General features: G+C 49.0%; 24 protein-coding genes. 3 read left to right on the top strand and 21 right to left on the bottom strand.

The features are described 5' to 3' along the window. Positions 1-37 precede the first annotated feature (37 nt). Positions 38-214 (bottom strand): hypothetical protein, encoded by a 177-nt coding sequence (locus CHI14_RS02575; RefSeq protein ID WP_481856382.1) that lies wholly within the window; start codon positions 212-214, stop codon positions 38-40. A 155-nt stretch (positions 215-369) separates the two neighbouring features. Here CHI14_RS02575 and CHI14_RS02570 point away from each other — a divergent pair, with 155 nt between their 5' ends. Then, entirely contained in the window at positions 370-1,263 is an 894-nt protein-coding gene (locus CHI14_RS02570; RefSeq protein ID WP_095286866.1) for a helix-turn-helix transcriptional regulator, read from the top strand. 139 nt (positions 1,264-1,402) lie between these two features. Here CHI14_RS02570 and CHI14_RS02565 read toward each other — a convergent pair whose 3' ends face one another. From CHI14_RS02565 to CHI14_RS02500, 14 genes are all read right to left on the bottom strand, one after another. Then, on the bottom strand, positions 1,403-3,388 hold the full coding sequence (locus CHI14_RS02565) for a glycoside hydrolase family 127 protein (protein ID WP_095286865.1): 1,986 nt from the start codon (positions 3,386-3,388) through the stop codon (positions 1,403-1,405). 345 nt (positions 3,389-3,733) lie between these two features. Then, complete coding sequence (gene ggt, locus CHI14_RS02560) at positions 3,734-5,314, bottom strand: gamma-glutamyltransferase (protein WP_095286864.1); 1,581 nt, start codon at positions 5,312-5,314, stop codon at positions 3,734-3,736. Positions 5,315-5,371: 57 nt separating this feature from the next. Continuing rightward, positions 5,372-6,700, bottom strand: a complete 1,329-nt coding sequence (locus tag CHI14_RS02555; RefSeq protein WP_095286863.1) for an amidohydrolase family protein — start codon at positions 6,698-6,700, stop codon at positions 5,372-5,374. Next, entirely contained in the window at positions 6,697-7,137 is a 441-nt protein-coding gene (locus tag CHI14_RS02550) for a cupin domain-containing protein (RefSeq protein ID WP_090898515.1), read from the bottom strand. The genes CHI14_RS02555 and CHI14_RS02550 overlap by 4 nt, the downstream gene beginning before the upstream one ends. A 46-nt stretch (positions 7,138-7,183) precedes the next feature. After that, positions 7,184-8,866, bottom strand: coding sequence for a CocE/NonD family hydrolase (locus CHI14_RS02545; protein ID WP_095286862.1), 1,683 nt, complete (start codon positions 8,864-8,866; stop codon positions 7,184-7,186). A gap of 96 nt (positions 8,867-8,962) precedes the next feature. Continuing rightward, on the bottom strand, positions 8,963-10,297 hold the full coding sequence (locus CHI14_RS02540) for an FAD-binding oxidoreductase (protein ID WP_095286861.1): 1,335 nt from the start codon (positions 10,295-10,297) through the stop codon (positions 8,963-8,965). Positions 10,298-10,346: 49 nt separating this feature from the next. Beyond that, positions 10,347-11,363 carry an ABC transporter substrate-binding protein gene (locus CHI14_RS02535; protein ID WP_095286860.1) on the bottom strand — a complete coding sequence of 339 codons (1,017 nt, stop codon included), beginning with the start codon at positions 11,361-11,363 and terminating at the stop codon, positions 10,347-10,349. 36 nt (positions 11,364-11,399) lie between these two features. Further along, entirely contained in the window at positions 11,400-12,266 is an 867-nt protein-coding gene (locus CHI14_RS02530; RefSeq protein ID WP_095286859.1) for a fumarylacetoacetate hydrolase family protein, read from the bottom strand. Further along, a complete protein-coding gene (locus CHI14_RS02525; RefSeq protein ID WP_170947994.1) occupies positions 12,263-13,105 on the bottom strand; it encodes a creatininase family protein in 843 nt (280 codons plus the stop codon). The genes CHI14_RS02530 and CHI14_RS02525 overlap by 4 nt, the downstream gene beginning before the upstream one ends. A gap of 72 nt (positions 13,106-13,177) precedes the next feature. Continuing rightward, positions 13,178-14,365, bottom strand: coding sequence for an amidase (locus tag CHI14_RS02520; RefSeq protein WP_095286857.1), 1,188 nt, complete (start codon positions 14,363-14,365; stop codon positions 13,178-13,180). A 21-nt stretch (positions 14,366-14,386) separates the two neighbouring features. Next, positions 14,387-15,199 (bottom strand): cysteine hydrolase family protein, encoded by an 813-nt coding sequence (locus CHI14_RS02515; protein ID WP_095286856.1) that lies wholly within the window; start codon positions 15,197-15,199, stop codon positions 14,387-14,389. A 63-nt stretch (positions 15,200-15,262) separates the two neighbouring features. Continuing rightward, positions 15,263-16,291: an ABC transporter substrate-binding protein gene (locus CHI14_RS02510; RefSeq protein WP_095286855.1), complete on the bottom strand. Its 1,029-nt coding sequence runs from the start codon at positions 16,289-16,291 to the stop codon at positions 15,263-15,265. Between the two features lie 26 nt (positions 16,292-16,317). Then, complete coding sequence (locus tag CHI14_RS02505) at positions 16,318-17,196, bottom strand: ABC transporter permease (protein ID WP_095286854.1); 879 nt, start codon at positions 17,194-17,196, stop codon at positions 16,318-16,320. Positions 17,197-17,226: 30 nt separating this feature from the next. Further along, positions 17,227-18,024, bottom strand: coding sequence for an ABC transporter ATP-binding protein (locus tag CHI14_RS02500; RefSeq protein ID WP_095286853.1), 798 nt, complete (start codon positions 18,022-18,024; stop codon positions 17,227-17,229). 273 nt (positions 18,025-18,297) lie between these two features. On the opposite strand from CHI14_RS02500, the gene CHI14_RS02495 reads away from it, so the two are divergent. Next, on the top strand, positions 18,298-19,896 hold the full coding sequence (locus CHI14_RS02495) for a PucR family transcriptional regulator (RefSeq protein ID WP_170947993.1): 1,599 nt from the start codon (positions 18,298-18,300) through the stop codon (positions 19,894-19,896). Positions 19,897-20,053: 157 nt separating this feature from the next. Here the strand turns inward: CHI14_RS02495 and CHI14_RS02490 are convergent, their stop codons facing one another. Genes CHI14_RS02490 through CHI14_RS02480 form a run of 3 tightly spaced genes read right to left on the bottom strand, consistent with a single transcriptional unit; the run spans position 20,054 to position 21,209 of the window. Continuing rightward, entirely contained in the window at positions 20,054-20,275 is a 222-nt protein-coding gene (locus CHI14_RS02490; RefSeq protein ID WP_095286851.1) for a hypothetical protein, read from the bottom strand. Between the two features lie 50 nt (positions 20,276-20,325). Then, complete coding sequence (locus CHI14_RS02485; protein WP_141236629.1) at positions 20,326-20,706, bottom strand: hypothetical protein; 381 nt, start codon at positions 20,704-20,706, stop codon at positions 20,326-20,328. A 53-nt stretch (positions 20,707-20,759) separates the two neighbouring features. Continuing rightward, positions 20,760-21,209, bottom strand: coding sequence for a MerR family transcriptional regulator (locus CHI14_RS02480; protein ID WP_095286849.1), 450 nt, complete (start codon positions 21,207-21,209; stop codon positions 20,760-20,762). 171 nt (positions 21,210-21,380) lie between these two features. On the opposite strand from CHI14_RS02480, the gene CHI14_RS02475 reads away from it, so the two are divergent. Further along, positions 21,381-22,232, top strand: a complete 852-nt coding sequence (locus tag CHI14_RS02475; RefSeq protein ID WP_095286848.1) for an aldo/keto reductase — start codon at positions 21,381-21,383, stop codon at positions 22,230-22,232. Between the two features lie 241 nt (positions 22,233-22,473). On the opposite strand, the gene CHI14_RS30785 is transcribed toward CHI14_RS02475, so the two are convergent. The 3 genes from CHI14_RS30785 to CHI14_RS02460 form a co-directional block, all read right to left on the bottom strand. Further along, positions 22,474-22,842, bottom strand: a complete 369-nt coding sequence (locus tag CHI14_RS30785) for a MarR family winged helix-turn-helix transcriptional regulator (protein WP_481856383.1) — start codon at positions 22,840-22,842, stop codon at positions 22,474-22,476. Between the two features lie 266 nt (positions 22,843-23,108). Next, on the bottom strand, positions 23,109-24,125 hold the full coding sequence (locus CHI14_RS02465; protein WP_095286846.1) for a hypothetical protein: 1,017 nt from the start codon (positions 24,123-24,125) through the stop codon (positions 23,109-23,111). An 18-nt stretch (positions 24,126-24,143) separates the two neighbouring features. Beyond that, complete coding sequence (locus CHI14_RS02460) at positions 24,144-25,160, bottom strand: BtrH N-terminal domain-containing protein (RefSeq protein ID WP_249280976.1); 1,017 nt, start codon at positions 25,158-25,160, stop codon at positions 24,144-24,146. Between the last annotated feature and the right edge of the window lie 5 nt (positions 25,161-25,165).

The following is a 25,165-nucleotide window of genomic DNA, read 5'->3' as shown; positions in this document are numbered from 1 at the left end:
TTGACCGATCCATCGAAAATGACGTTTATTCTTTCGTCTAAAGTAGAATCTCTAAATCGTTTGTTAAGTCGCGCTGAAAGAAAAGAAACAGAATCAAGATGGGCACAATGGCAAGCACGGCTCCTGAGATCAGTTCCTCATAATGATTGCCCAATGGGGAAACGAAGGAAGCCAGCCCAATCGGCAGAGTAAACTCTTCCGTTGTCCGCAGCACGAGAGTGAAGATTAAGTTCTAATCCTGAATCCGGTTAAGGTTAAAACTGAATTACGTAAGCGCTTTATTTTCTATGTTACTTGCTATATCATAAAGAATAAATGCTCGATGCCAACATGAATTTTAAATATTTCAACCTGTTCGGAGGTGCCCGATTGGACTCGCCCATCCTTCATTTCATCACCCCGCCCATTCCCTATTTTATTGATTGCGGACGTGCTTATTACGAAGCCGGCGAATATCATATTAGCCGTAGTGACATCGGTGTTTTTGACCTAATTGTCGTTACACGCGGTTCGCTCGCCCTTAGCGAGAACGGGACTGAGTGGCTTCTGAACCAAGGAGATGCATTGATCCTTAAGCCGGATGGACACCATTACGGCAGTGCAGCCTGTAAGACGGAAACGGAAATGATCTGGATTCATTTTCAAACCTATGGCAGTTGGAGAGAATCTGCCAACATGGACGAATGCCTCGCCAATCAAGCCGAATTAATCGAGACACATAAGGTGAGCGCATATCTGAACCACTGTGATGTCTGTTCCATCTTCATTCCCAAACGGTTGCACATTGCATCCAAAGACATGGAGCTGCTGGAGCATTTCTCTCAGCTCGATCAGGAGCCTCAGTCCATGCGCAATTGGAAACGACAGGCGACATTCCAGCAATTTATGCAGCATCTGGATCTTGGGCTGTCTTCACTGTCTGACGTTGCCGCAATCCGGATTGCCGAGAAAGTTGAACTTTACATCCGCCACAATTACCCGCTACCGATCTCCAATCCGATGCTGCAAAAGGAACTCAACTACCATCCAAACTATCTCGCACGCAGCATGCTGAAAGTGTATGGCATGACACCCATGGAATATCTGCTGCATTACAGAATCGAACAGGCCAAAAAGCTGCTGCTGCAAACCACCTGGTCCGTTGCTCGCATCGCCGAAGAGATTGGTTTCAATCATGTATCCTACTTCTCTACCTGTTTCTCGAAAAAAGAGGGCATCTCTCCTTCCAACTTCCGGAGCAAGTTTACCAACTCAGATAAATAAACTGACTCAATCCGAACTGATGCCGTGAAAAAAAGCGTCCGCTCGCTAAAAATCGCGTTATCCTGCAGCGCGCATTCTGGGTCTATCGGGCGCTTTTCTTTTTGCCTACCTTTTTAAAGCAGCACTAGTAAATCTCTTCTTATTCGCTCTCCCAAATCCAAACGCTCATTTCTCCTTCATCCCGATTGGCCCAAGTGAAGTAAGGAATAAATCGAAGCTCGGCTGGCTGTGTATCCCAGTGGACGTCACTGCGATACAGATGTATTCCCCAGTCTTCTTGGGATACGATTCGCTGCCCAGTGGTTGTAAGTGCTGGAACCTCCAGAGGCATCCCTTCCCCGCTACCGATATGAAACTCGGCATCCCGGGGCAGTTGAATGCGATGCAGTCCGGGGCCATTGTCGACTTCTTCGAGACAGTACATGAACGGTCCCCGCTGAATGGCTACTTTTCCGAAAGTGGCTTTGATGTGATCATGCCCTTTCATCCGCAGCAACTCCATAGGGAAGCGAAGCTTGATCTCATCACCAGCTCTCCACGTACGGGTCACCTTTATGTAACCGCATTCAAAAGTAAACTCATCCTGTTCGGTCTTCTCCTCATTAATCCACAGCTCGGGAATCTTGCACCAGTCCGGCTTTCTCAGAGCTATCGTAAACTGCATTCCCGCTGGGGAATCGGGCCGCACGATCAGCTTCACTTCTCCGGTGGAGGTATAGTCAGAGACCATGGTCAGGGCTGCTTTCCTACCCTGAAGTGTGAATTCCCCTTCCCCGCCAATGTACAATTGCACATACAACGTAGCCTGTTCCACAGCAGGGGTATATACATATTGATCCAGTGAGGCAATTAATCGCGCAATGTTCGGCGGACAGCAGGCACAACCGAACCACCCTTGCCGGCGAGTTCGCACGTGCGCATAATTAGGATTTACACGTTGAATCTCCGGATCGACTTCAAGGGGATTCACATAGAAGAAACGTTGCCCATCGAGGGACATTCCACTAATCACCGTATTGTACAGGGCTCGCTCCATAACATCTGCGTACCAGCTATCCTGCTCCATCTGCAGCATGCGCTTCGCCCAAAAGATCAGGCCAATCGAGGCACAGGTCTCTGCATAGGCGGTATCTCCTGGCAGATCATAATCTCCTGTAAATGCTTCTTCCTTGGCTGATGAACCAATGCTTCCCGTAATGTACATTCGCTTGCTTACGGTGTTGCACCACAACCGTTCACAGGCTTCTTTCAGCGGTGTATCCCCCGTCTTCGCAGCTACATCTGCCATACCCGCGCACATGTAAACTAGTCGAACGGCATGGCCTACTGCTGTCGACTGCTCCCTAATGGGCAGATGGGACTGGGAATAAGTGTGGCGGTGAACCATGTCCAACTCGCCAAAATGTATGGTACGGCCCCTTTGCTCCCATTCTTCTACAAAAAAATGCGGACTCGCTCCCCTCTGATCCAGAAAATAACGGCTCAGTTCCAGATATTTCTCTTCCTTTGTCGTCTCATACAATTTGAAGAGTGCAAGTTCAATCTCCTGATGTCCATCATAACCTGGCAATTGTCCCGGCTCTGTACCAAACACGGTGCCTATATGATCCGCCAGACGAATAACCACATCCAGCAGCGTGCGCTTGCCCGTGGCGTGGTAGTACGCCACACCTGCCTCAATCATATGTCCTGCACAATAGAGCTCATGACACTCGGCGAGGTTCGTCCAGCGCGCCCCAGGTTCACGCAGGGTAAAGTACGTGTTCAAATAGCCATCGGCTTGCTGTGCCCGAGCTATGGTCTCAATAACGGAATCCACGAGGACTTCCAGTTCCGGGTCGGGCTTCGCGGAGAGCAGATAAGAAGCTGCTTCAATCCATTTCGCAACATCGCTATCCTGAAATACCATGCCATAATGAACGCCCTCTTCCTCCCCTGCAGCAATGCGGAAATTCTGAATGGCCCGGCTTGGTTCAGCTCCTTCGATACGGTCATTAAGCGCTTCCCATTGATAAGGAACAACCACGTTGCGGACAAGTTCAATATAATGTAACCAGAATGGATCATTGATTTTATGGCTATAACCTGATGTCTGTGGATGGTGCGGGACGTCTGGCTTTGTCATGTGAACCTCTCCTTGTTCTTTAATAAGCCTATTTTACAAATCATTACATCCGGGTGAAATCATCATTTTCAACTGAAATTTACATAATTACAACCTTGTACGACTGCATCAGCAATGCGGACGGCGACAGTGGTTAACAACTTCTACCATTAACATAAACTCTAGTGCTTCAAAAGTTTTTTATCCTGCTCCTGTCTTTTTTGGTGTGGAGTTGGTTCGAACTCAGAAGAAAATAAACAACCGTTCCCCAGTAGGCTAACGGGAAACGGTCGGAGCTTAGTTGTGTCTTATGTAAGAATAAAGGCAAGGGCGGCACGCACCCAGACCTTTCACCCCGGTTCTGGTTCACCATCCAATAGCCGCCCCATCGCAGCGGGGGTCTGTGCCACCGAGCAGGAAGCCATTGTCATCGATCATAATGGCATGCGCATGTCCCATGACTCTAGCAAAATCTTCAACTGTGTGTACCGCGTGTCCGGCGAGTCGTAAACGCTGCTGCACTTCTGCCGCGATTCGGCCCTCCACTCTCAATTCTTGCGTTGCCTCTCCCCATGTTCTTCCCCACACCCAGCGGGGTTCACTGACAGCGGTCTGGGGGACCATTCCATAATCCACCATGCGGGTCAGCAGCGCAGTCTGTGTCTGCGGTTGACCTTCTCCTCCCTGGGTACCGTACAAAATATACGGCTTCCCGTCGCGGCAGGCCATTGCCGGCATCAGCGTATGAAAGGTTCTTTTGTCCGGTTCCAGCCTGTTCACATGCGACGGATCAAGGGAGAAGAACGAGCCTCGGTTCTGCAGCAGTATACCGGTGTCTCCCCCAACCACGGCCGATCCGAACTCGAAATAGAGACTTTGGATAAATGAAACGGCATTGCCCTCACTGTCTACTACTGCCGCATATGCCGTATCATGACCTACCGGTTGGGTATCCATCGGCAGGGCCCGCTCCATATCGATGCAGGCCGCCAGCTTCGCGGCATAGGATTTGGATAGCAGCCGGTCCAGGGGGATGGAGGAAAATTGTGGGTCGGTCAAATATCGATCGCGGTCACGGAAACTCAGCTTCAGCGCCTCTACAAGCAGGTGATAGTACTCATAGGAACCGTGCTCTATACTTTCCAAATCAAACTGTTCGAGAATTTGAAGCGCCATTATGCCGGTAAAGCCCTGTGAGTTCGGAGGGACCTGATAAAGTTCAAGCCCTCGGTAACTCCCTTTGACCGGTTCCACCCATTCACCTCTGTGTCTCGCAAAGTCCTCAAGTGTAAGCAGACCGCCCTGCTCTTGAAGTGAGCGAACAATCTCCTGACCAACACTCCCTGAGTAAAATACGTCTCGACCCTGGTCCGCAACCTGCAGCAGGCTGTTTCCCAAATCAGACTGCACAAAGCGGCTGCCTTGCTCCGGAACCTTGCCTCCGGGTAAATAGATGGCGGCTGTCTGTGGATAAGCTGCCAGCACAGCGAAACGCTCGGCCGTATTGACATGCTGGTCCGGCGACAGCGGGAAACCCTCCAGCGCATAACGGATCGCGGGCTCAAGCACCTCTGCCAGCGTCTTCGAGCCATATTCCTGTAATATGGCATCCCAGCCGTCCACCATACCCGGCACGGTAATGACGCTTCGGGGTCCCCGCTGCGGGATAAATGATTCGCCTGCAAAACTGGCGGCGGTAATCCGGCTGCCCGAACGTCCACTCGCGTTATACGCCCTGACTTTTTTCTCTTTGGAGCTATAGGTCAGCCAGAAGGAATCGCCTCCCAGTCCCGTCATATGTGGGTATACGACGGCAAGACAAGCGCTCACCGCCACGGCGGCATCAAAGGCGTTACCTCCTTGCTGCAAAATACGCGCTCCTGCCGCGCTGGCCAAAGAGTGAGGACTGACTACCATTGTCTGTGTGCCTGTGACTTGTGCAACCATCTTGCCACCCTCTTTCTCTTCTATGTTCGACTGACAGTAATTCCTGTTTATTGCCAATCATGTTGCCCATTCAGACGCAAATGTCTGAGCTGTATGCAAAGCAGACTGCCATCTGCCGGAGGCATACACCCAGCGACTCATTTTTGTACCTGATAGCAGCTGCGTGACATCCGAAGCATCCGTGACAACAAAGTTGCAGTCGTGCCCTTCTTCTATTCCATACTCGTCACAGCCCGTGATCTCAGCAGGAATATCCGTGATCATTCGCAGCAGCTGCACTAAGTCCCGTTCGCTGCCCATATGGGCGGCATATGATGTGATTTGGGCGATCTGTATCAGATCCCCGCGGCCGAACGGATGGAACGGGTCTTGAATATTGTCGGAGGCCGCAGCAAGCGGAATGCCTTCTGCAAGCAGCTCGCGAATGCGTGTTGTGCCCCGTCTTACCAGGCCGCGATCTTCCCGTCCCTGAAGATACAGGTTCACCGCAGGCAGCGTTACCGCGTTCAGACCGGCTTCCTTCATCCTCGCCATCACATGCTGTGCATCTTTTTCCGTCATTGCGGACAACGAGCACAGATGATCTGCCGTCACTCTGCCCTGATAACCGTAGCGAATCGTATGCTCTGCGATGCTCAGCACGGTTTTTTTTCCGGGATGATCACTTTCATCTGCATGCAGATCGATGGGTACCCCGTAACGTTCCGCTAACCGAAAAACCCTGCCAATCTCCCGTTCTGGGTCGTCTGCCAGATGAGGGGCTCCACCCAGTACATCAATCCCCATCCGCAGTGCTTCCAGGACTGCCTCATCCGCAGCTTCATGATTGCCGCGGAACGGAACCATGAGCGCATATTGGATAGCCATACGGCCTTTCAACTTCTCCCGTACTTCCAAGGCTGCCTCAATCGTCCGAAAGGCCACCTCTCTCCCCAAATGAACAGGGAAGTCAAGGTGGCTCCTTATGGTCGTGGTCCCGTAACTCAGTGCCATTCTGGCAGCCGTCAGCATGCGTTCCGCTAGCTGATCCTTGCTGAATGTCTGTACAGCCTGGCTGTAATTAAGAATGGCTTCATGAAGCGTGCCGGATCGGTTCGACACCTGGGAGAGCGAAAAGGCCTTATCCAGATGCATATGACAGTCAACCAGGCCAGGAAGCATCATGCCGCCCTGCAGATCGATGCAGTCCGCGTCTGAGAGCCGTTTCAGATCCGAACCGGCCTGATGCGGGACCATCAGACGGGAAGCACCGCTTTCCCGTGCATCAAGGAAACGGTCCTGCTGACGGACACTAACCCATTTTCCACCCTCCGCCTTTAGTTCATAAAGACAGAGGTCTTCCCGGTGCGGAAGGCGTACATTAATGAAACGCAGCCCTGCACTCATTGTGCGGTAGCCAGCGCCTGAAGCACGGCCAGATCCTCCTCGTCAAGCTCGGTGGCCGGACCCGCTTTGATCATATCCGAGAACATTTCGTCCGGTACCATGGTCGTCAGACAATACAGACGTGTGCTGCCCGTGTTAATAATATCGTGATGGTTGCCCGGTGGAATAATAATGAATGAGCCTTGGCGGATCGGAGTCTCATACTCGTTGCCAACTTTGGCAAGTCCCTCCCCTTTTAACACATAAAAATATTCATAAGCCTCCCGGTGTTCATTGGATGGAGTTCTGCCTCCAACCTCGAAGATCTCCACAAATGATGTGAACGGAACCTGCTCCCTGTCGCACAGCAGGATGAACTTATTCGTATCCTGTGCGGAAATTTTGTGGACGGGACAATTCTCAAAGTTACCAGCAACCAGACCTGGAATGTTCACCATATACATTCAACCTCACTTTGATTTATTTTAATTATTGCTTCGCTTTTCATCTTTTTACCGGCAGCCTCAAACAGGATATGTCCTGTTCGGTACTGCGAACCGCCGTGGTGGCAATCTTCAACCCACCTGTTCCCGTGCTGTTCGTCTCACCCCAGACACCGTTCGGATGCCGGGAGAATAACGGGAAGGCGCTGCCTGTCAACTCAAGCCGGACATACGAGCCAGCCGGCAGGGTGGCCGCCAAGGGACGCAGCCGGATCTGAGCTGTTCTCCATTCATTGGAAGCATCTGCTCCTTCACTGCAGATTTCCGTGCGACCTACACTGAGTAGCAGGGCCGTCCCTTGCTCGGATACGGTGGTGAGGATGGCTACCAGATCCGTCGGACCTCCCAATGTTTGGTACTGAACGGATAACTCCGGGGACCCAAAAATCGGGATATCTTCTGCAAGCGGTCCTCCCGTATATACCAGAATCTCTTGCCGTTCCTGAATGGCAGCTCGGTCGGACGGCAGGTAAGAGTCCAGACGCATCGGCAGACGTGAGTCGTACACGAATACATCCGGCACAGCCTCCTCCACATCTTCCTTATGCTTTTCCAGTCTCCCCCCTCCTGCCGCACCGTTCGCCGGGGTCTGCGACCCGGACAGATAAAACCATTCGGACGGAGAGGGCCCATCCTCAAACACAGAAGGCAGCTGTTCCGCCGTATGCCATTCATTACTCAATTGGTCAAAATATCGGATCGGCAGTTCACCAGGCAGTTCCATGTCTTCCTTGCCCTTCAGCCAATAATCAAACCAGTGCAGCTGCTCCAGATGATGACCACCATCCGCCTGCTCGCCATGATCGATTCCGCCAGCTCTGCGCCCCCATGGAATGTGGGCCCACGGACCGACAATGAGCCGATGAAAGCAATCCGGCGTGGCCGTAGCTTGCAGAGCCTCGAACGACTGTAACGTGCCCATGAGAAAACCGTCATACCAGCCCCCAATATGCAAAGCCGGCACGGGTTCCTTTACGATATCGTTGATCCAGTTCATCTGCTCCCAGTACTCATCGTACGCTTGATGATCGATCCAATCATAAAATGCGGGAAAGTATTGCTCCAGAATCGGATGTCTTTCATTCAGCGGCATTTTCCAGAGCATTTCCTCGGGGCTGCGCATAAGTCGTGAGCATTGCTCTGCCGTTACGAAGTCACCCGCTCTTTGTGCCGTGTCACGAGCCAACTGGAAAGCCCACGGCAGATGGTTGCCAAGTGCGAACGAGCCATGCGGATAAAATAAGCCATGATACATGTCTGCCGGACACATGCTCGGTGCAATCGCCTGGAGCGCAGGGGGGTGAAGGGAAGCTGCTGCCCATTGTGTTAGCCCTTGATAAGAGAAACCGTACATGCCTACTTTCCCAGTCGAGCCGGACAGACCGGCTGCCCACTTGATGGTATCAAATCCGTCCTCTGCTTCTTGAACAAACGGATTAAATTCGCCTTCCGACTCTCCCCGCCCCCTGACGTCCTGAATTACTACGATATATCCCTTACTTGCATACCAGACGGGGTGGGCATGCGTAACGGTAGAAGCAATCGACCGTCCGTAGGGCTGGCGCATCAGCAGCACAGGATATTCTCCTGTCTCGTCCGGCAGGTATATATCTGAATACAACGTTATGCCGTCGCGCATCGTGCAAGGGACCTTTCGCCGGATGACTACATTTCCAAATTTCATGCAACTCGCTCCTTTGCTGTAGATACGGATTGACTATTAAAATCCGCATGGCACGTTAACTGCTGCAGGTTGCGCCATTCTTCCATCATCCGTTGATCAGACACCGCTAACAGCCGAACGCTTTAATTTCTCCTGATTCAAAATTCCTTTCGGGTCGTTGCGGTGTTTGATTTCCCATAAACGATCATGGGCGTATGATCGCCCGCCTTCCTTCAAATCCCATGTATGCGGATTATTGACGATAACTCGGTTTTCCTCGTAACATTCCATCAGACGATTCAGGTTTTCCTCCGTTGAGAAAGGGACCAGCGGCAGGCCGGAGATTAGCAAATTCCCGTTTTGCCGGGCAAACTCGATATGATTCATCACATCCGGATATTCCTTTTTCATTGATGAGATTTGCTCAAGGGCACTGGATGGTTCAAAATTGAGCTGCAGGTAGGTCAAGCCAGGATCTGCCTTGCGCGCCCACAAAGTCGTATGATTCCATGTGAAATCGGAGACACCTACACCTTTGTGATACTGTTCGGCAGAGACCTTCATAGCCAAGTGACCTCCATACTCCGATAGGATCCGTTCAAGCTGGGATTCGTTGGCCGTATCCACTTCCAGTAATGCGACAGCACGGTCAGCGGGGAGATCAAGCGGAAGAAAATAGGATGGTACAGGCCATTCATGGATGGAGATTAGCCTTTTCACCAAGGAAGTGTCCTCAGCAACCGATTGCCCGAATTGAAAAGCCTGTTCAAATCTGTCAAAGGTTACTGCCCACTGCATCCATTCCACCCGGGGAGCCAGATTGATCTCCACTTCGGACAAAATGCCGATTGTACCGTAAGTATGCAGGTAAGGCAGCACTTCATCCCCCTGGAGCTCAATGGTACGGGGATGAACCTCAACGGTCTTGATTTTTAGAGAACGTACCAACCCATCCCAGATCGTCCCCCAGCTGATCGAACCGATGCCGCCAAAACCACCGCATAAAAAACCGCCGATCGTCGCGGATTGAAAGGTGGAAGGCATTGTACGCAGCTCATAACCTGCCTTGCGGGCAGTGGATTCCATTTTGCCGAGTCTGGCCCCGGCCTGGACCCGCATCGTGCATTCTCCCGTTTCGAGCACCTTGTTATACTTGGCCAGATTCAGGACGATTCCGCCTGTGACCGGCACACATTGGCCATAGTTGCCTGTGCCGTTACCCCTGATGGTCAGTGGAACTCCCAGCTCGGCTGCAATGGAGAGCAGATCGTCAAGCTCCTCCTCGGTACGCGGACTGGCGATGCACTCGGCGACCTTACCCTGCAGCTGACTGGCCAGCACAGGAGAGAAGTGATGATAATCCATCGAATATTTGGCAAGTGCCGCCTCCTCCCACTGCAGCAATTCCGGATCCATGCGTTCTTTCAATACAGCTATCCAATGTTCATTCATTCGGTTCCCCTCCCGTATGTTGTAATGCTGTTCTTCTTAAAGGAATCTCTTAGGAATTTGGCATGAACTCATCCGTAAATACCTTGCTGACATCAGGCTCCTCTTTCAATGCCCCAATCTCCTTTAGCTGCTTTCCGAGCTCCGCCCAGCGTTCCTCTGTCATGTAACCAACACCGTGTTCCGCCGCATCACCTTCGTATACGAACGGGATAAGCGCTTCTGCGGCATAGTTCAGCTTTTCTTTCGTAAAATCCGGGTTTTCCTTTAAAATGACGTCATTCACGGTATCATAATTGGTCTTGTAATAATCCCAGCCCTTCATCGAAGCCTCGACATAACCACGCACAATATCAGGATGATCCTGGATATACTGCTCTGTGGTGAACAGCACATTGGAATACGGGTTATAACCGGCATCCGCCAGTAGTAGGAAATCAATGTCTACATTCTGCTGCTTCATCTCGTACGGCTCACTGGTTACATATCCCTGAATGGCAACCGTTTCATCGGCTACAAAAGGAGCCAGAGAACCGGTATATGCCAATTCCTTCACGTTACCCAATTGGTATTTACTCTTCACAAAATCCCAGAACACCGAGCCTGTCCCCACGTATACGGAGCGGTTGTTCAAATCGGCCAGGGAGGACATGTTCTGGTTGGCATGAACCATAAGTCCCTGCGGGCTTTTCTGGAATATCGTCGCAATCGCTACAAGGGGGATTCCTTCTTCACGAGCGACCAGCAATTGATCCGCTGTAGCCAGTGCGAACTGCGCCTTGCCGGAAGCCACGATCTGTGTTGGAGACACCTGCGGCCCACCTGCCTGGATGGTCATATCGAGACCAGCCTCATTGTAATATCCTTGCTCCTTTGCCGCATACAGACCCCCGTGCTCTGCTTGTGCAAACCAGTTCGTCACCTGTGTAATTGCCGTGAGTTCCTCGCTTCCCCCCGTAGCAGAGGCATTCTCAGCAGTTGGCTGATTCCCGCAAGCCGCCAGTAATGTGGATAAGGAAAATATTGCTGCGAGTAAAACTGTAGATCCCTTTTGTCTGTACTTCTTCATCTCATTTACCACTCCCCAAGGAAAATTACGGATGATTTACTCTACTTCTGCTACCGGATTTCGAAGCGTCATAAAGCCACTGATTCTACACTCGGCGACATCTCCATGCTGAATCCGGACGGACCCGGGTGTGCCTGTCATGATCACATCTCCTGGATAGAGAGTCATCATCTGTGAAAAATACGAGACAATGAACCATGGATGATACATCATGCGAGAAACCGTATTGCTATGAATAACCTCATCATTCAACACCGTTTCAACGACGAGGCTCTGCAGATCGCCTATTTCGTCAGGTGTTATGAGCTGTGGTCCAAGACTGAAAAATGTATCGGATACCTTGGATCGTTGCAGGAATCTGGGGTTCCGTGCGTGAATGTCCTGGTTCGTCATATCCTGTGTTGCGGCAAAACCGGCAATGACCTCCTGTGCATGTTCTTCCGGCACATTTTTGCAGGTTCGACCGATGATAATGCCAAGCTCTGCTTCTGAAGTCACATTCACATCCTGAGTCGTCAGCTGGATATACTCTTCCGGCCCAATCAGGCTTGAGTCCGGCTTCATGAAGCAGACCGGCTCACGCTCTGGAGGAGTGGATCCGAGATCGATCGCTTTCTGCACATAATTCATGCCAATTCCCCATATTTTACGAGGGTGGCGGAAGAGTGGAGCAGGTATGGCTCCCTCTGAAGGAATGAAAGGAATTGATGAAACTGTTCTGTCCCTGTGCTTCTGATACCACTGGATAAGCTCCTCTAGCTGGCCTTGCTGCAAAATCTCCATAATGGAAGTTCCCCATGCGCTTCCTTCCGCCCTGTTGATCTCCTCCAGAAAGAAGAATCGTTCTTCATGCTCAATCGCGGCCCGTTCACCATCACCGTGTTTTACACTGACGAGCTTCACGGGGTGCTTCCTGCTGGCTGCTGAACCGATTCAGTCCCGCGGACATCGGTGATTTCAAAATCACACAGTTCCTCCAGCGCCTCCGACAAAATTGTTGAGATTCTATCCTGAATAATCCTGCCTTTCTCAGGCGTGGCCGTCGTAGCATCACCAGCAATGCCGGTAGCGGAGATATCAGCCATCTTCCAGGCGAAGCGAATTTTCCCTTCTAATGTAAGAAAGCGGTATGAGGACATATCAGGAAGCTCCTTGACAAGGAACTCCTCCTTCACCCAGTCCGGTTTGATGGACATTACGAGAGAAGTCTCATAATCGCCACCATGAATACCGAATTCCAGTTCCTCGGAAGTGAGGAGATCCTCCGCGACATTCAGACTGCTGGGACTCAGATAGAAAACCATCATCCCCGTTCTGATCCGTATTTCTCGTGATACCGTATTCAGCAAATCCACATTGCCGCCATGGGTGTTAAACAACAGCAGCTTGCGAAAACCACTGGCCTTCAGACTTTCTGCAATGTCCAGCATGATGGCATGCAGTGTGCTAGCAGATAATGAAATGGTTCCTGGAAGCCCGATATGTTCATTGCTTTTGCCATACGAGACCGGAGGCAGCAGCCAGATTTCCTTATCCGGCCGCACCCGCTCCAGCGTTTGTGTTAATGTCGCTTCTCCAATCAGAGTGTCCGTGTATACGGGCAGATGTGGTCCATGCTGCTCCACAGCTCCAACCGGCAGAATAACCAGCGCCTTATCCTTCGGCAGTTCTTGGACCTGTTTGCTTGTCAGACGGGGTAGAAATCGCTCCTCCCACGCTGTTCCTTCATATCGTTGAAACATAACTGACACCCTTTCTCCTGCGGCTTTAATATTTTTTCGCGTGGCTTAACGTCCATATATCGAATGATGCTCTTATCCTTTTACTTCTGAATTTACTGCTGTAAAAAAGGATGTGGTCCATTCCAGCAGACGTTGATCCTGTCCCGGACCGGCAATGATCGAAATACCGACCGGGCGGCCCCGTACCTCCGCAGCGGGAATCGTAAGCTGCGGCAGACCCGATAGGCCGGAAATGCAGGTTAAACGCATCGTTTTCACTCTTCGTTCTTCAATTAAAGGCCCGCCCAGTCCCAGCTTCGGGGCCGGTCCAGTCGTCGTCGGAATCACAAGCACCGTATCCGTTCTGAGCAGGTCAGCCATGTGCTTGCACACCTCAACCCGGCGTTTGGCTGCCTTCTCCTGATCGGCACGTTCAACGGTGCCTGCCCAGGAGAATCGCCCGGCCGTATCTGGTCCGAAGGTCGGCTGCTCACGTTCAATCCATGCCCCGTGCTCCTGCCATATTTCATAGCCTTGGATCGTCCTGAACATGGTCATCCATTCAGGTAGACCCTGCGGGGCGATGCGAACTGTTTCATGGCTCGCAGCCATGCCGCACAGCAGCCTCAGGTAAGGAGTAAGCGCCTCTTTGCTCTCCGTGTCAGCAAGCTCCCACGCATCCTCACCGATGAGCACCCGGCTGAAACCTGTACCCAGGTCTGTCTGCGGCAAAAGCACTTCACCTACCCGGCACAGTGTCTCGAGATCGCGTGCCATCCAGCCGACGGTGTCGAAGCTGGGAGCGAGTGGGATAACGCCTTTCGCGGAGACAATGCCATGTGATGGACGCATCCCATAAATTCCGCAGTACGAAGATGGCACACGTACCGATCCTCCCGTATCCGTTCCAAGGGAGAAGTCAGCAAGCCCAGCGGCGACAGCAACCGCCGATCCGCTCGATGAACCGCCAGGGATACGATCGGGTGCCCTTGGATTCACTGGTGTTCCATAATGCACATTTTCACCATTCAAGCTGAACATCAGCTCATCGGTATGCGTCATCCCCGTTAATCGAGCTCCTTGCTGCAATAACAGGTTGAGCGTTTCCGCGTGTTCCGTCGCCGGCCCATGCGTCTGGAGCCAACATGGATTACCCGCGCCATTTGTATGGCCACGGACGGCAAACACATCCTTGACCATAAAGCTGAGTCCGTTCAGCCTACCCTGTCCTGTCGGTTCAACGTTCACCTGGTTGACAACGGCGTTCCATTGGTCCTTCATTGCTTCATCCCCTCCTTCCGCTCAGCCTTCTAACGATGCCAGTTCTTCCGAGGTGTTTCTCTCTATAGGAGTCGCTCCCCCGCTCAGCTCTTGTACCAACCAAGTGGAATCCGTAACGAAGCCATAACATTGCTTGATATTGTACAAGGTCGCTTCTATGCAGAAATCTGGGGAGCTTGTTGCCGAGCAATCCTCCAGAAGTATGCCGTCATATCCAAGACAAGCCGCGTCCTGCAGTGTATGCATGACACACTGATCGAGATTTACCCCGGCAAACAACACCGTTTGAATATTGAGATTGCGTAGAATACTGTCCAGTGGTGTATCCCAAAACCCGCTCATGCGGTATTTATCCACATAGATATCATCGGTGGATGAATCCAGGCCATCGACAATTGCCGTTCCCCAACTGCCTTTCTCCAGCACTTTGGAGCCGTTCCCCGGCAGCGGGTCCCCAATGCCGTTGCCCCGTCCATCCGAATTGTACACATGAAGCACGGATGGCGGCACGTTCATTCGGTCTTCCCGGTTGCCCCAGTTCACCCAAATAACAGGCACTCCCGCTTTGCGCAGCTCGGGCATCAGTCGGTTCAACCGGCTGACCGGGTTAAGGAGCGGAGAGGTATCGACCCCAATGGAATCCAGCCATCCACCCGGTGTACAGAAATCATTCTGCATATCGATGACAATAACTGCCGTATGCTCGAGATCAAATATGACTTCCTGCGGCTGTGCAGGGAGGGTTACCGACTTGCCGTACTTTTGCGTTCGCCTCAGATCCACCAGCGTTTCGGACACTTGCCAATAGCTCTTTCGATTTCCAAGTTTGAACATATTAAGTCCCCTCATTTTTTCTGAAATTTCTGATTTGAAGCTTTACATACTTTTGGTTCAGGTTTATGGCTTCATCAGATACTCCGTTGTAAACGCCTTGGTAACATCTAGTGCCTTCGTTAATCCTCCGCCCTTGATCATCTGATCCTGCAGGGTGCTCCAGCGTTCCTTTGTCATGTAACCAATACCATTTGCCTCGGAATCCTTGTTAAGAATAAAGGGTTTTTCCTGCACTGCCTCATAATTCATTGCTTCTACCGTCATATCGGGATTGTAGGTTTGAATAAACGGGTTTACCTTTTCATAGTTGTCTAGATAATAGCTCCAACCTTTCTGACTTGCTTGCACTACTGCTTCAACAACATCAGGGTGCTCTTTGAGGTAATCTTCCGTCGTAAAAAGAACGTCTGCATAGTTCGCATAACCGGAATCGGTGATTTTCAGATAGTCCACCTCAACCCCCTGCTGAGCAAGCGCGTAAGGCTCATTCGTGATGTAACCCTGATTGAGCGAACGGGGGTCATTGATAAAATTGACAAGCTGCCCGTTATACTTCATTTCTTTGACATCTGTCAGATTGTATTGGCTCTTGATATATTCCCAGTAAGGCACCGCTGTACCGATGTATACGGTTTTGCCGTTCAGGTCTGTGAAGTCCTGAATGTTCTCCCCCTTGTGGTACATCAGAACCTGCGGTGTGCTTTGAAAACCGGCAAGGATACCGACAACAGGGATTCCCTGTTCCCGCGCCTTCAAAATTTCATCCGCATAAGAGATACCGAATTCAGCTTTGCCTGCAGCGACAAGCTGCATGGTTGACACCTCGGGGCCTCCAGGCTGAATCGTCATGTCGATCCCCTTGTCCTTATAATAGTTCTGCTGCAATGCAGCAAAATAGCCTCCATCCTCCCCTTTGGCGTACCAGCCCTCGATCAGTTTCACCTGCTTCAAATCTGTTCCGGCTTCCCCTCTCGCCGGGGCGGCGGATTCTAGAGCAGAGGAATTGGAGCATGCGCTCAGAAGCAGTAAGATCAAAGAAGCAGCCGACAGCAGCCATTGCTTGTAACGAAAATTCATATGATGTTTGGACATGTTGGATCTCTCCCCCGGTTCTGGTATCATTTCATTGCTGACTCATGCCAGGACTTCAAAAGTTTGTTCGACACCATGTTGATGATCAGGAAAAATGCGATTCCAAGGGCGGATGCCGCTAAACCGCAGGCGAACAGGTAAGGAGTTTGCAGGCGGGTTGCCGCAACGGTAATCCCGTAACCGAGTCCGCCTTGTCCGCCACCAATGCCTGCAATGTATTCACCCACGATCGCTCCGACAACCGAACTGGAGCATGAAATTTTCAGCCCTGCCATAATGTACGGGAGTGCCGCTGGAAATCTAAGCCTCCAAATGGTTTGCAGCTTGCTTGCATTATACAAATAGAATAAATTCTTCATGTTCTGATCCGTTGAGTTCAATCCGATCAGCGTATTCGATAATATTGGGAAAAAGCTAATTAAGAATGAGATAATTACAATCGCATTTATTCCCGCTCCGAACCAGATTACAATGATTGGCGCTACCGCAACGACCGGAATAGTCTGTAGGATAATAGCGTAAGGATATACGCTTTTCTCCACTGTTTTGGACAGGGCCAGCAGAATGGCCAATGAAATACCAAGCACGACACTGATCGTAAAACCGATCAACGCCTCAACAATGGTTGTGCTTACCGACGTAATCAGATTCGCGCTGTTCTCAGCAGCGGCTGCGGCAATATCGGATGGCTTGGGCAAGATATAGGGGGGCATTCCGAGTATCCGCACGATTAATTCCCATCCCCCGATAAACAGGACAAACACGACGATTGGCGGCAGAATTTTTTTCAGCAGTCCAATGACCGGGCTCTCTTCTGCCGGATGATGGCTGCGGGTATTGTCCTTCCCGGAAGCTCGGATACCTGGTGTCGTTTCAACGGCTGGATTAGCTACCATCTCTTCCATGTTGCTTCCCTCTCCTCTCATTTCTGGCTATCAATGTTTCAGTACATTGGACACACTGCGTACATATTCACCGAATTCAGGCTGGGTCCGGAATTCATCATCCCTCGGATAGGCAAACGGAATATCAATAAAATCTGAAATTTTACCGGGACGAGGCGTCATCACCACGACTTTTGTTGATAGGAACACACTTTCGAACACGTTATGCGTAATGAACAGAACTGACATCTTCTTGTCCTGTTCCCAAATATTTAGCAGTTCATTTTGCAGCGTCTGCCTGGTAATTTCATCAAGGGCGCCAAACGGTTCGTCCATTAAGAGCAACTTTGGACGGGATATCAACGCTCGTGCAATAGATACTCTCATCTTCATTCCGCCTGACAGCTCACGGGGCAGCACCTTCATATAATCCTTCAGGCCTACCAGCTCTAGAACCCGCTCCCCTTCGGTAATTCGCTCCTTTTTGGATACGCCACGCAAAGTAAGAGGCATGGTGACATTATCAATCAGCCTGGCCCACGGTAGCAGGGTATGCTCCTGAAATACAAAGGCAATTTCATTCTGTTTACGCGCTTCCTTTGGGGAAGTACCCAGCACGTTCAGATGACCGGAGGTCGGTTCCGTCAAACCGGCAATCATATTGAAAATGGTAGATTTCCCGCAACCGGAAGGACCAACAAAACATAGAAATTCTCCTTCCCCCACATGCAGATTCGCATGCTGCACAGCTACAGTGCCATTGGGGTAGATTTTGCCGACATCATCGATTACAAGCATGGAACGGCTGTCCTTTTGGGCCGCTGCTTGTTGATTTTGGGTGAGCTGCATCTGAATCCCCTCTTCTCTTTGAAGTTGTGTCCTATCATATAGCCAAAAAATAGACGTGTAAATATTCCTAACACAATTTTGGTTTTTTATCTAACGGTATACGCTTTACGTTGGTTCAAAAACAGAAGAATCTATATTTTGAGTAAACTTAAATAACATTTATATAACAAAAAGGATTGCGAGAATTCGACAAGACCCTATATAATTGCTTAAAAAGTTACGTCGTGTCCGGTACCTGATTCAGATATGTATCGTTTAGGAGGATTGATTGACATGCATTTAACTATAGAAGATGCGTTGGCGGTGTACCCATTATCGGAAGGGAAGTTGGCAGCAGGTAAAAAAGGAATTTCCCGAACGATTAGCTCCATCAATTTGATGGATGCGCCGGATGTGATCAACTGGATGAAAGAAGGGGAACTCTTGTTGACTACAGCTTATGCGATTAGGGATTCACCCGAGGAATTTGTTAATTTGCTGCAAAAGCTGAATGAACGCGGGGCCTCCGGGCTTGGCATCAAGCTTGGTCGATACTGGGCGGAAATACCAGAGATAGCCCTGCTGGAAGCCGATCGGCTGGGTTTGCCCCTAATTGAGCTGCCTTTTCAATTCACCTTCTCCGAGCAGATCACCGCTCTCTACCAATCCGAGTTCCAACGCGATACCCGCCGGCTGAATGAATTGCTTGAAACGCAGAAGAAGCTGGTTGATTTTGCGATGCAGGCGGATGAGTACACCCATTATTTTCAAAGTATCACAAGCATTTTAGGGGTTCCTCTAGCCATCGTTACCTCTGAAGGACAGACCTTGTATAATATGACACGCTGTTCCGATATGGAGCTGTTGAGCGATTGGCCCTGGAATCAGGACAATCGGTTTTACAAGTCGGCGAGCAACCTGTTGTATCGTGTCCCCCTGCTGAAAAACGGAAAGTCATACGGTTACTTGCTGATACAAACTGAAAATCTGCTGGAAGCACATGAAATGGAGGGCATTTTTCACCAAGCTGCCGTTATTCTTTCCTATCATCTGGAGGTCATCCAGAATCAGGAGGCTACTGCGGCAGGCAGCCGTCTTGGCACGGCCATGGAACGGTACTTAAAGGGGAATGCCTCCCTGAAAACGGTGCTCGAATTTGCCGAAGCATTGGGAAGCACATTTTGGAGCATGCCCTACGTATGCATGGTATCTTCCACAAGAGCGGATGCTTGGGACCATGAAGGTCAGAGGCGCAAACTGAGGGAAATTCAAAATAAGCTTCAGGATCATCCCAAAACGTCCTCCTTGGAATCCCATCATTTTTATGTGATGAACCGCATATATTCACTCTTTCCCCTTCTAGAAGAAGAGGCCAAGGATCGAAGGAAATATGAGAATTCGGTACGTTTGTATGCCGATTTGATGCATTCATGGGACGACGGAACAAGGACATGTTTTATCAGTAAAGTAAGAACGGGCATGGAGGAGTTCATCGATGGCTTCCGGGAGTGCGGGGAGGCTGAGAGAATCAGTACAGAGCTTGGTTTAAGCGAAACGGTTATCATGTTTGCTGACCTGGAGTTTATTTATCTCTTCAAGCATATTCCGCAGGAGGTTATGATCAGGTATTGCTCTTATTTATTCCGTCCACTGCTGGACAAAGAAGAGGAATACACCAGCGAGATGATGCACACACTTGAAGCTTATTTCGCCAACAACGGCCAAGTGAATGAAACTGCACGTGAGCTATATATCCATCGCAACACAGTACTGTACAGGCTGGAGAAAATTTCGGGGCTGCTGAATCTGGATTTGAAGAATACCGATCATCTGCTGCTCTTAAAGCTGGGACTTATGTTTAGGCACTTGATGTCGCCTGAGAGACAAATTTAAACAAGGGCAATTGCCGGCGCACTCTGTTCCACCCCATAATGAGAAAACCTCAGCAGGTTTACCGAGCTGAGGTTAATAAATTCACTATACTAAACTATAACTCCGTTATTTGGCCTCTTCCAACACAACTACATGGCTAGAATGAGAGAAGCAACACTCATATTTCACGCCCCTCCGCCTTGGCCACCGTCAAATATGCCCAATCTTCTCCGAGCCTAATCGGACTACATCCATCCGCTTGGAACTTGATGATGGCATCATCATACTGCTTTTTCTGCGCTTCGCTTAGATTGGCAACGTATCGCTGTCTCGCCTGTTCAAATTGTCCTTCTGTACCGTAACGATAGTAAAAATACGGGCTGAGGATTCTTTTTGGCATCTTAGCATTTTCTTCTATGACACATTGAGGATCAGATAAGAGCTGCTCAATCAATGGTATTTTGTGCTGTGTAATATGCTCATAGACATCAGGCTGTCCTTAAATGCCTCTTTCCCGAATAATTCATACCATCTCAGTTCAGAATGCTGATAGTAGCTTTCCGGTAGACCCGTATGTGCCTTTCGCTTGTTATGCGTGACCTTGTAGTGCACCATTACTTCTATACTCGTTCCAGCTACATTATGTCTATTGGCCTGAAGATAGATGGATATCAACCATTCCTGTATTTTCATCTCGAGTGCTTTGCGGGATTTTACATATTTGAAGCCAGCGAGTGGTAACAAATCCTGCAGTGATTTTAACGTAAACTCTATCAATTCATGGGTCGATGACTGCTCGCTAAAAGTATACTGACCTAGAATAGAATTCATGTTTGAGACTATACTTGATTTCGCACCTGCACTTTGACCTGCGCTTTTGTTCATTATAGATCACCAGCAGAGGAAGCGTAAAATACGTCTCCATGCATATGTTTAATTCGATCCCAGTTAGCGGGATTGGTTGTGTCTAGGGAACGGTTCTCCATTATGGCTTGATATAAAGCGGTCTTTTCTTCCAAATGTGCTAAGTGCTGTTTGGCTTCTTCAAACTTAGCAAGAGCTGCCTCTCTATGCTCCATCATGAGTGTGTACCGTTGTGGGATAGTTGAATCTCCTTCGAGACAGTAATCAACATACATTTTAATATTTTCAATCGGCATCCCGGATTGTTTGAGACATTTGATGCCATGTAACCAGTTGATTGATTCTTCATCAAACATTCGAATATTATTCTGATTGCGCTGTACACTTGGCACCAAGCCTTTATCTGTATAAAAGCGAATAGCGTGCTCGGTAAGTCCTGTGATCTGCGCGGCCTCTTTGACGGTATGCATGAGAAGACCTCCTTGAAAAATATAAATTCCGAAGTATGCTTGCCTTCGTGTAACACGAAGGTGATAGGCTCATTGTAATGCAACTCGACCATAAAGGTAAACCCTGTTGAGGTGCCCAAATTCGAATCTAGGGCCATTGCATATTACATCTAAATATTAGGAGGAATTACGATGCAAACCGTAACATTAAACAATGGGGTAAAAATGCCGATTATCGGCTTTGGTGTTTACCAAGTTCCGGATGCTGAAGAATGCGAGAATGCAGTATATGAAGCGCTGATGGCTGGTTATCGGTTGATCGACACTGCATCCGGTTATTTAAATGAGGAAGCGGTCGGACGTGCGATCAAGCGCAGTGGCGTGCCTCGTGAAGAACTGTTCATCACGACCAAGCTCTGGGTCCAGGATGCCAGTTATGAGAGCGCTAAGCTTGCTTTTAACAAATCCTTAAATAAGCTGCAGTTGGATTATCTCGATTTATATCTTATACACCAGCCGTTTGGCGATTACTACGGTGCTTGGCGTGCCATGGAAGAACTGTACCATGAAGGTAAAATCAAGGCGATCGGTGTTAGTAACTTCCTGCCAGACCGTCTGATGGACCTTATCATGCACAATGAAATCGTGCCAGCTGTTAACCAGGTCGAAACTCACCCATTCTATCACCAAACCGAGAGTGCCACCTTTATGAAAGAACAAGGAGTTCAACATCAGTCGTGGGCTCCATTCGCTGAAGGGCTTAATAACATGTTTGGCAACGAAGTGCTGATATCCATTGCTTCAAAACACAGTAAGTCTGTCGCGCAGGTCGTGCTGCGTTGGCTTGTGCAGCGTAGGATCGTTGTCATTCCGAAATCAGTAAAAAAAGAGCGGATTGTCGAAAACTTCAACATCTTCGATTTTGAGCTCAGTACCGAGGATATTGAACAGATTACGGCCCTTGATACTCGGAAGAGTCTTTTCTTATCGTATCACGATCCGGAAGTCGCCAAGATGATGGGAAACTGGAAGATTGATCTGTAAACCCTATTGTAATGTGCAAAAAGAATGTTGATCTGTCAGATCAACATTCTTCGTTTTTCTTATCCATCCGATTCAAAAGCAGACTATCTCAGGACTCGTAATTGAAGCATTCTACATCCATATAACCTTGTTGTGTTTTGAGATTCAAGTTGTATAACCCAATTCGATCTCCCCGATCGTGTCCCCATCCCAATGGATAGACTTCACCCAGGTTATTGAATTTTTCGCCATCCAGGCTGTATTAATGGACGGTCCCCATATTCGTTACTAACTTTTCTAGTTTATCAGCGTCATCCATCGTTAACGAATGGAACTGAGTATCAGCCAATCTATACAGATTGGGAAGTATACAATCGATTACGTGTCTGCCTTTTTCGGTTAGTTGTACGAATATCACCCGACGATCCGAATGACAAGGAATTCGAGTTAGCAGCTTTTTATTCTCCAATTTATCCAAGATATACGTCAAAGCCCCACTAGTCAAAGAAACATGTTGAGATATCTGTTGAATTGCTTGTTTCTCTTCATGTTCAAGCGATACTAACACAGAAAGTTCCGTGAAATTGAGATCTGCTTTCTTTAACTCGCTCCGAAATTGGTCCTGAATCATTTTTGACATTTGAATGAAATGAAGACATGCTTGATATCGAAAATTATTCATGGTTTCTCACTCCATTTTTATATATCTCAGTTTTAAGATTCTTTATTTAGATATTACTTGTTATATGTACTTTTGTCAATTTCAGACCAAGCTTCGGATCAAAATTTCTTGTTACTGATAACCATTCAATTACCCAGAATCCCAGATAAACGCAAAAAAACCTCCCAGGCTTTAATGAGCTCGGTTCGGTTTTTATTCACAGCATGATGACAGGGCTATCTCAGTCCAACATCTTCAAAACGATTGCCGATGGTTTCAGGAAAGGCCTGCTTAATGGCATCAATGGCACGTTGTTCCGTTTCTCCCGCTTGATGGAGAAGCGCTATTACAGACTGAACACACCCCGTTTCTTTGACATCCCATAAGTTGGAGTGATCAACCCAACCAATGATCTCCAAATAAAGATCTGACAAGGACGTATATTCTTGTATAACCTGAACCATCTGGTCAGAGAGGTATCCAAGACCTGCAACATAGGAGGCAATATTCTCTCTTGATTTGCAATAATATCGGAGGACTGCAGCAGCTTGCCTTGGTTCATAAACTCTTGATTCCAATGCTGAAGCAATGGCTGAATATGCAGCAGATCCGCAGGCGTAATCCTGAGGTGGCAGCATGTAATCATGGATTTCCCATTTGTATACGGCCTGAATCAACGATTCTTTGCAGACTTCCCATACATCTACCGTTCTACAGGATTCAAGCACCTGATAATACCAATAAGGTGTACTATTTCGCCCTAAAGAATCGTAAGGCAAACGAGTAACGTCTTGGCCTTCGCTGTTACAGAGGAGCAAAACCTGCTCCACATCATCATACCCGGCAGCAATAACAAATTGGTCATGCCATACTATGGCCCCCACACCCCGATCAATGGATGACTTAATGTCCACCAATGCCTGTTTTTGATACAGTGGAAAAGTTGGTGCAAATGAAAATCCTGCTGCCTGACTGGCCGTTACTCCAATAAAATCAGCAGCTACAAAGTTCTCTGCCATCCAGTTGTAGGCTGATATGGATTCTTCGGTCAGATGCCGATCTACGACCAACCGAAATACAGTTGCTGTCATGCCCGCAATCATGTGACGCGGGGATTCCGTCCACTTCTTATGTATTAAAATGCGGTGCATCACATCTGCATAGGAACCTATGTCGCTACTTATAATGTTTGGATCCTTAGAATACTGGGCTTGTTTGCCTTGAATCAGGTCCAGATAAACTTGTTTTGCCATGATCCTTCCTCCCTCTGTCTATCTAGCCGAGTGCGCTCCCCATCGTGGCACAGTAGAACGCTTACGATCAGGGAAATTCAAGGATATGATGCGAAAAAAATGGACCGCTTGCTCTTCTAGTGCTTTCGCTTCCATTAGAACTTGTGCCAGTTTGTCCGGTGCATCCAGCTCCAGGGTCCATTTGTCCTCCTGCTGGATCATGAATCCCCTCATCTGGTGAATTAACGTTCCAAGCTGGTCATAACATGAATAAGCTTGGTCCAGCTCATCCCATATTCCTTGCATATCCTGCAGGTACATTCGAATTTCATTTCGAGACTGACAATAAGATTCTAAAAGATAAGTTGCCCCTGATGGATCATAATCTCCACTTCGTAGAGCTTGCACCCATACGTCATATGCCAATCGGCCAGAAGCGATGTTTTGATCTGGTAGTAGTCGATAAGGGATATCCCAATCCTCGATAGCAAATCGTAAGGATTCCAACAACATATCCTGTTTGGGTATTGGAATCTGCTCACCAAAGATCTGACAATACCAGAAACCAGTGAAGTTTAGCCCGAAATTGTCATATAGCAAAATCTGAGGCTGCTTACTCGACCCATCTTGTAAATAAAAGATACAATCATCGTCATCATATCCATGGATAACCCCGAACTCCGGAATCCAGTAGATTACTCCTTTTCCCTCGTCCAGACTTCGCTTTACCCATTGCACTGCATCCAGCTGATAATAATCGAATGTAGAATGGCGCGTACGTCCTCCATCCCAGATCGTGAATATTCCCAGATTGTCGATTCCAGGACGGTGCGCTTCTCCCCATTGTCCATACGCCGTTACCGACATGGGAAGAAGCCTGCGATGCACCGAAAGTTTAAAAGCCATCCCCGTATACCCGGAGAGCAAATATTTTGCACCTTGAAACTGACCTGTATGGGTCAATATAGCATGCAGACTATCCACATATGATTTAGACTCTCGCTTTACCACCAGGTTATCTAACTGTACTTCTGCCAATATAAATTCTCCCTCCATGGTCT

This window comes from Paenibacillus sp. 7516 (assembly GCF_002272715.1).
GTDB classification, from domain to species: Bacteria; Bacillota; Bacilli; order Paenibacillales; family Paenibacillaceae; genus Paenibacillus; species Paenibacillus illinoisensis_A.
This window is presented reverse-complemented; position numbering and strand designations above follow the sequence as displayed.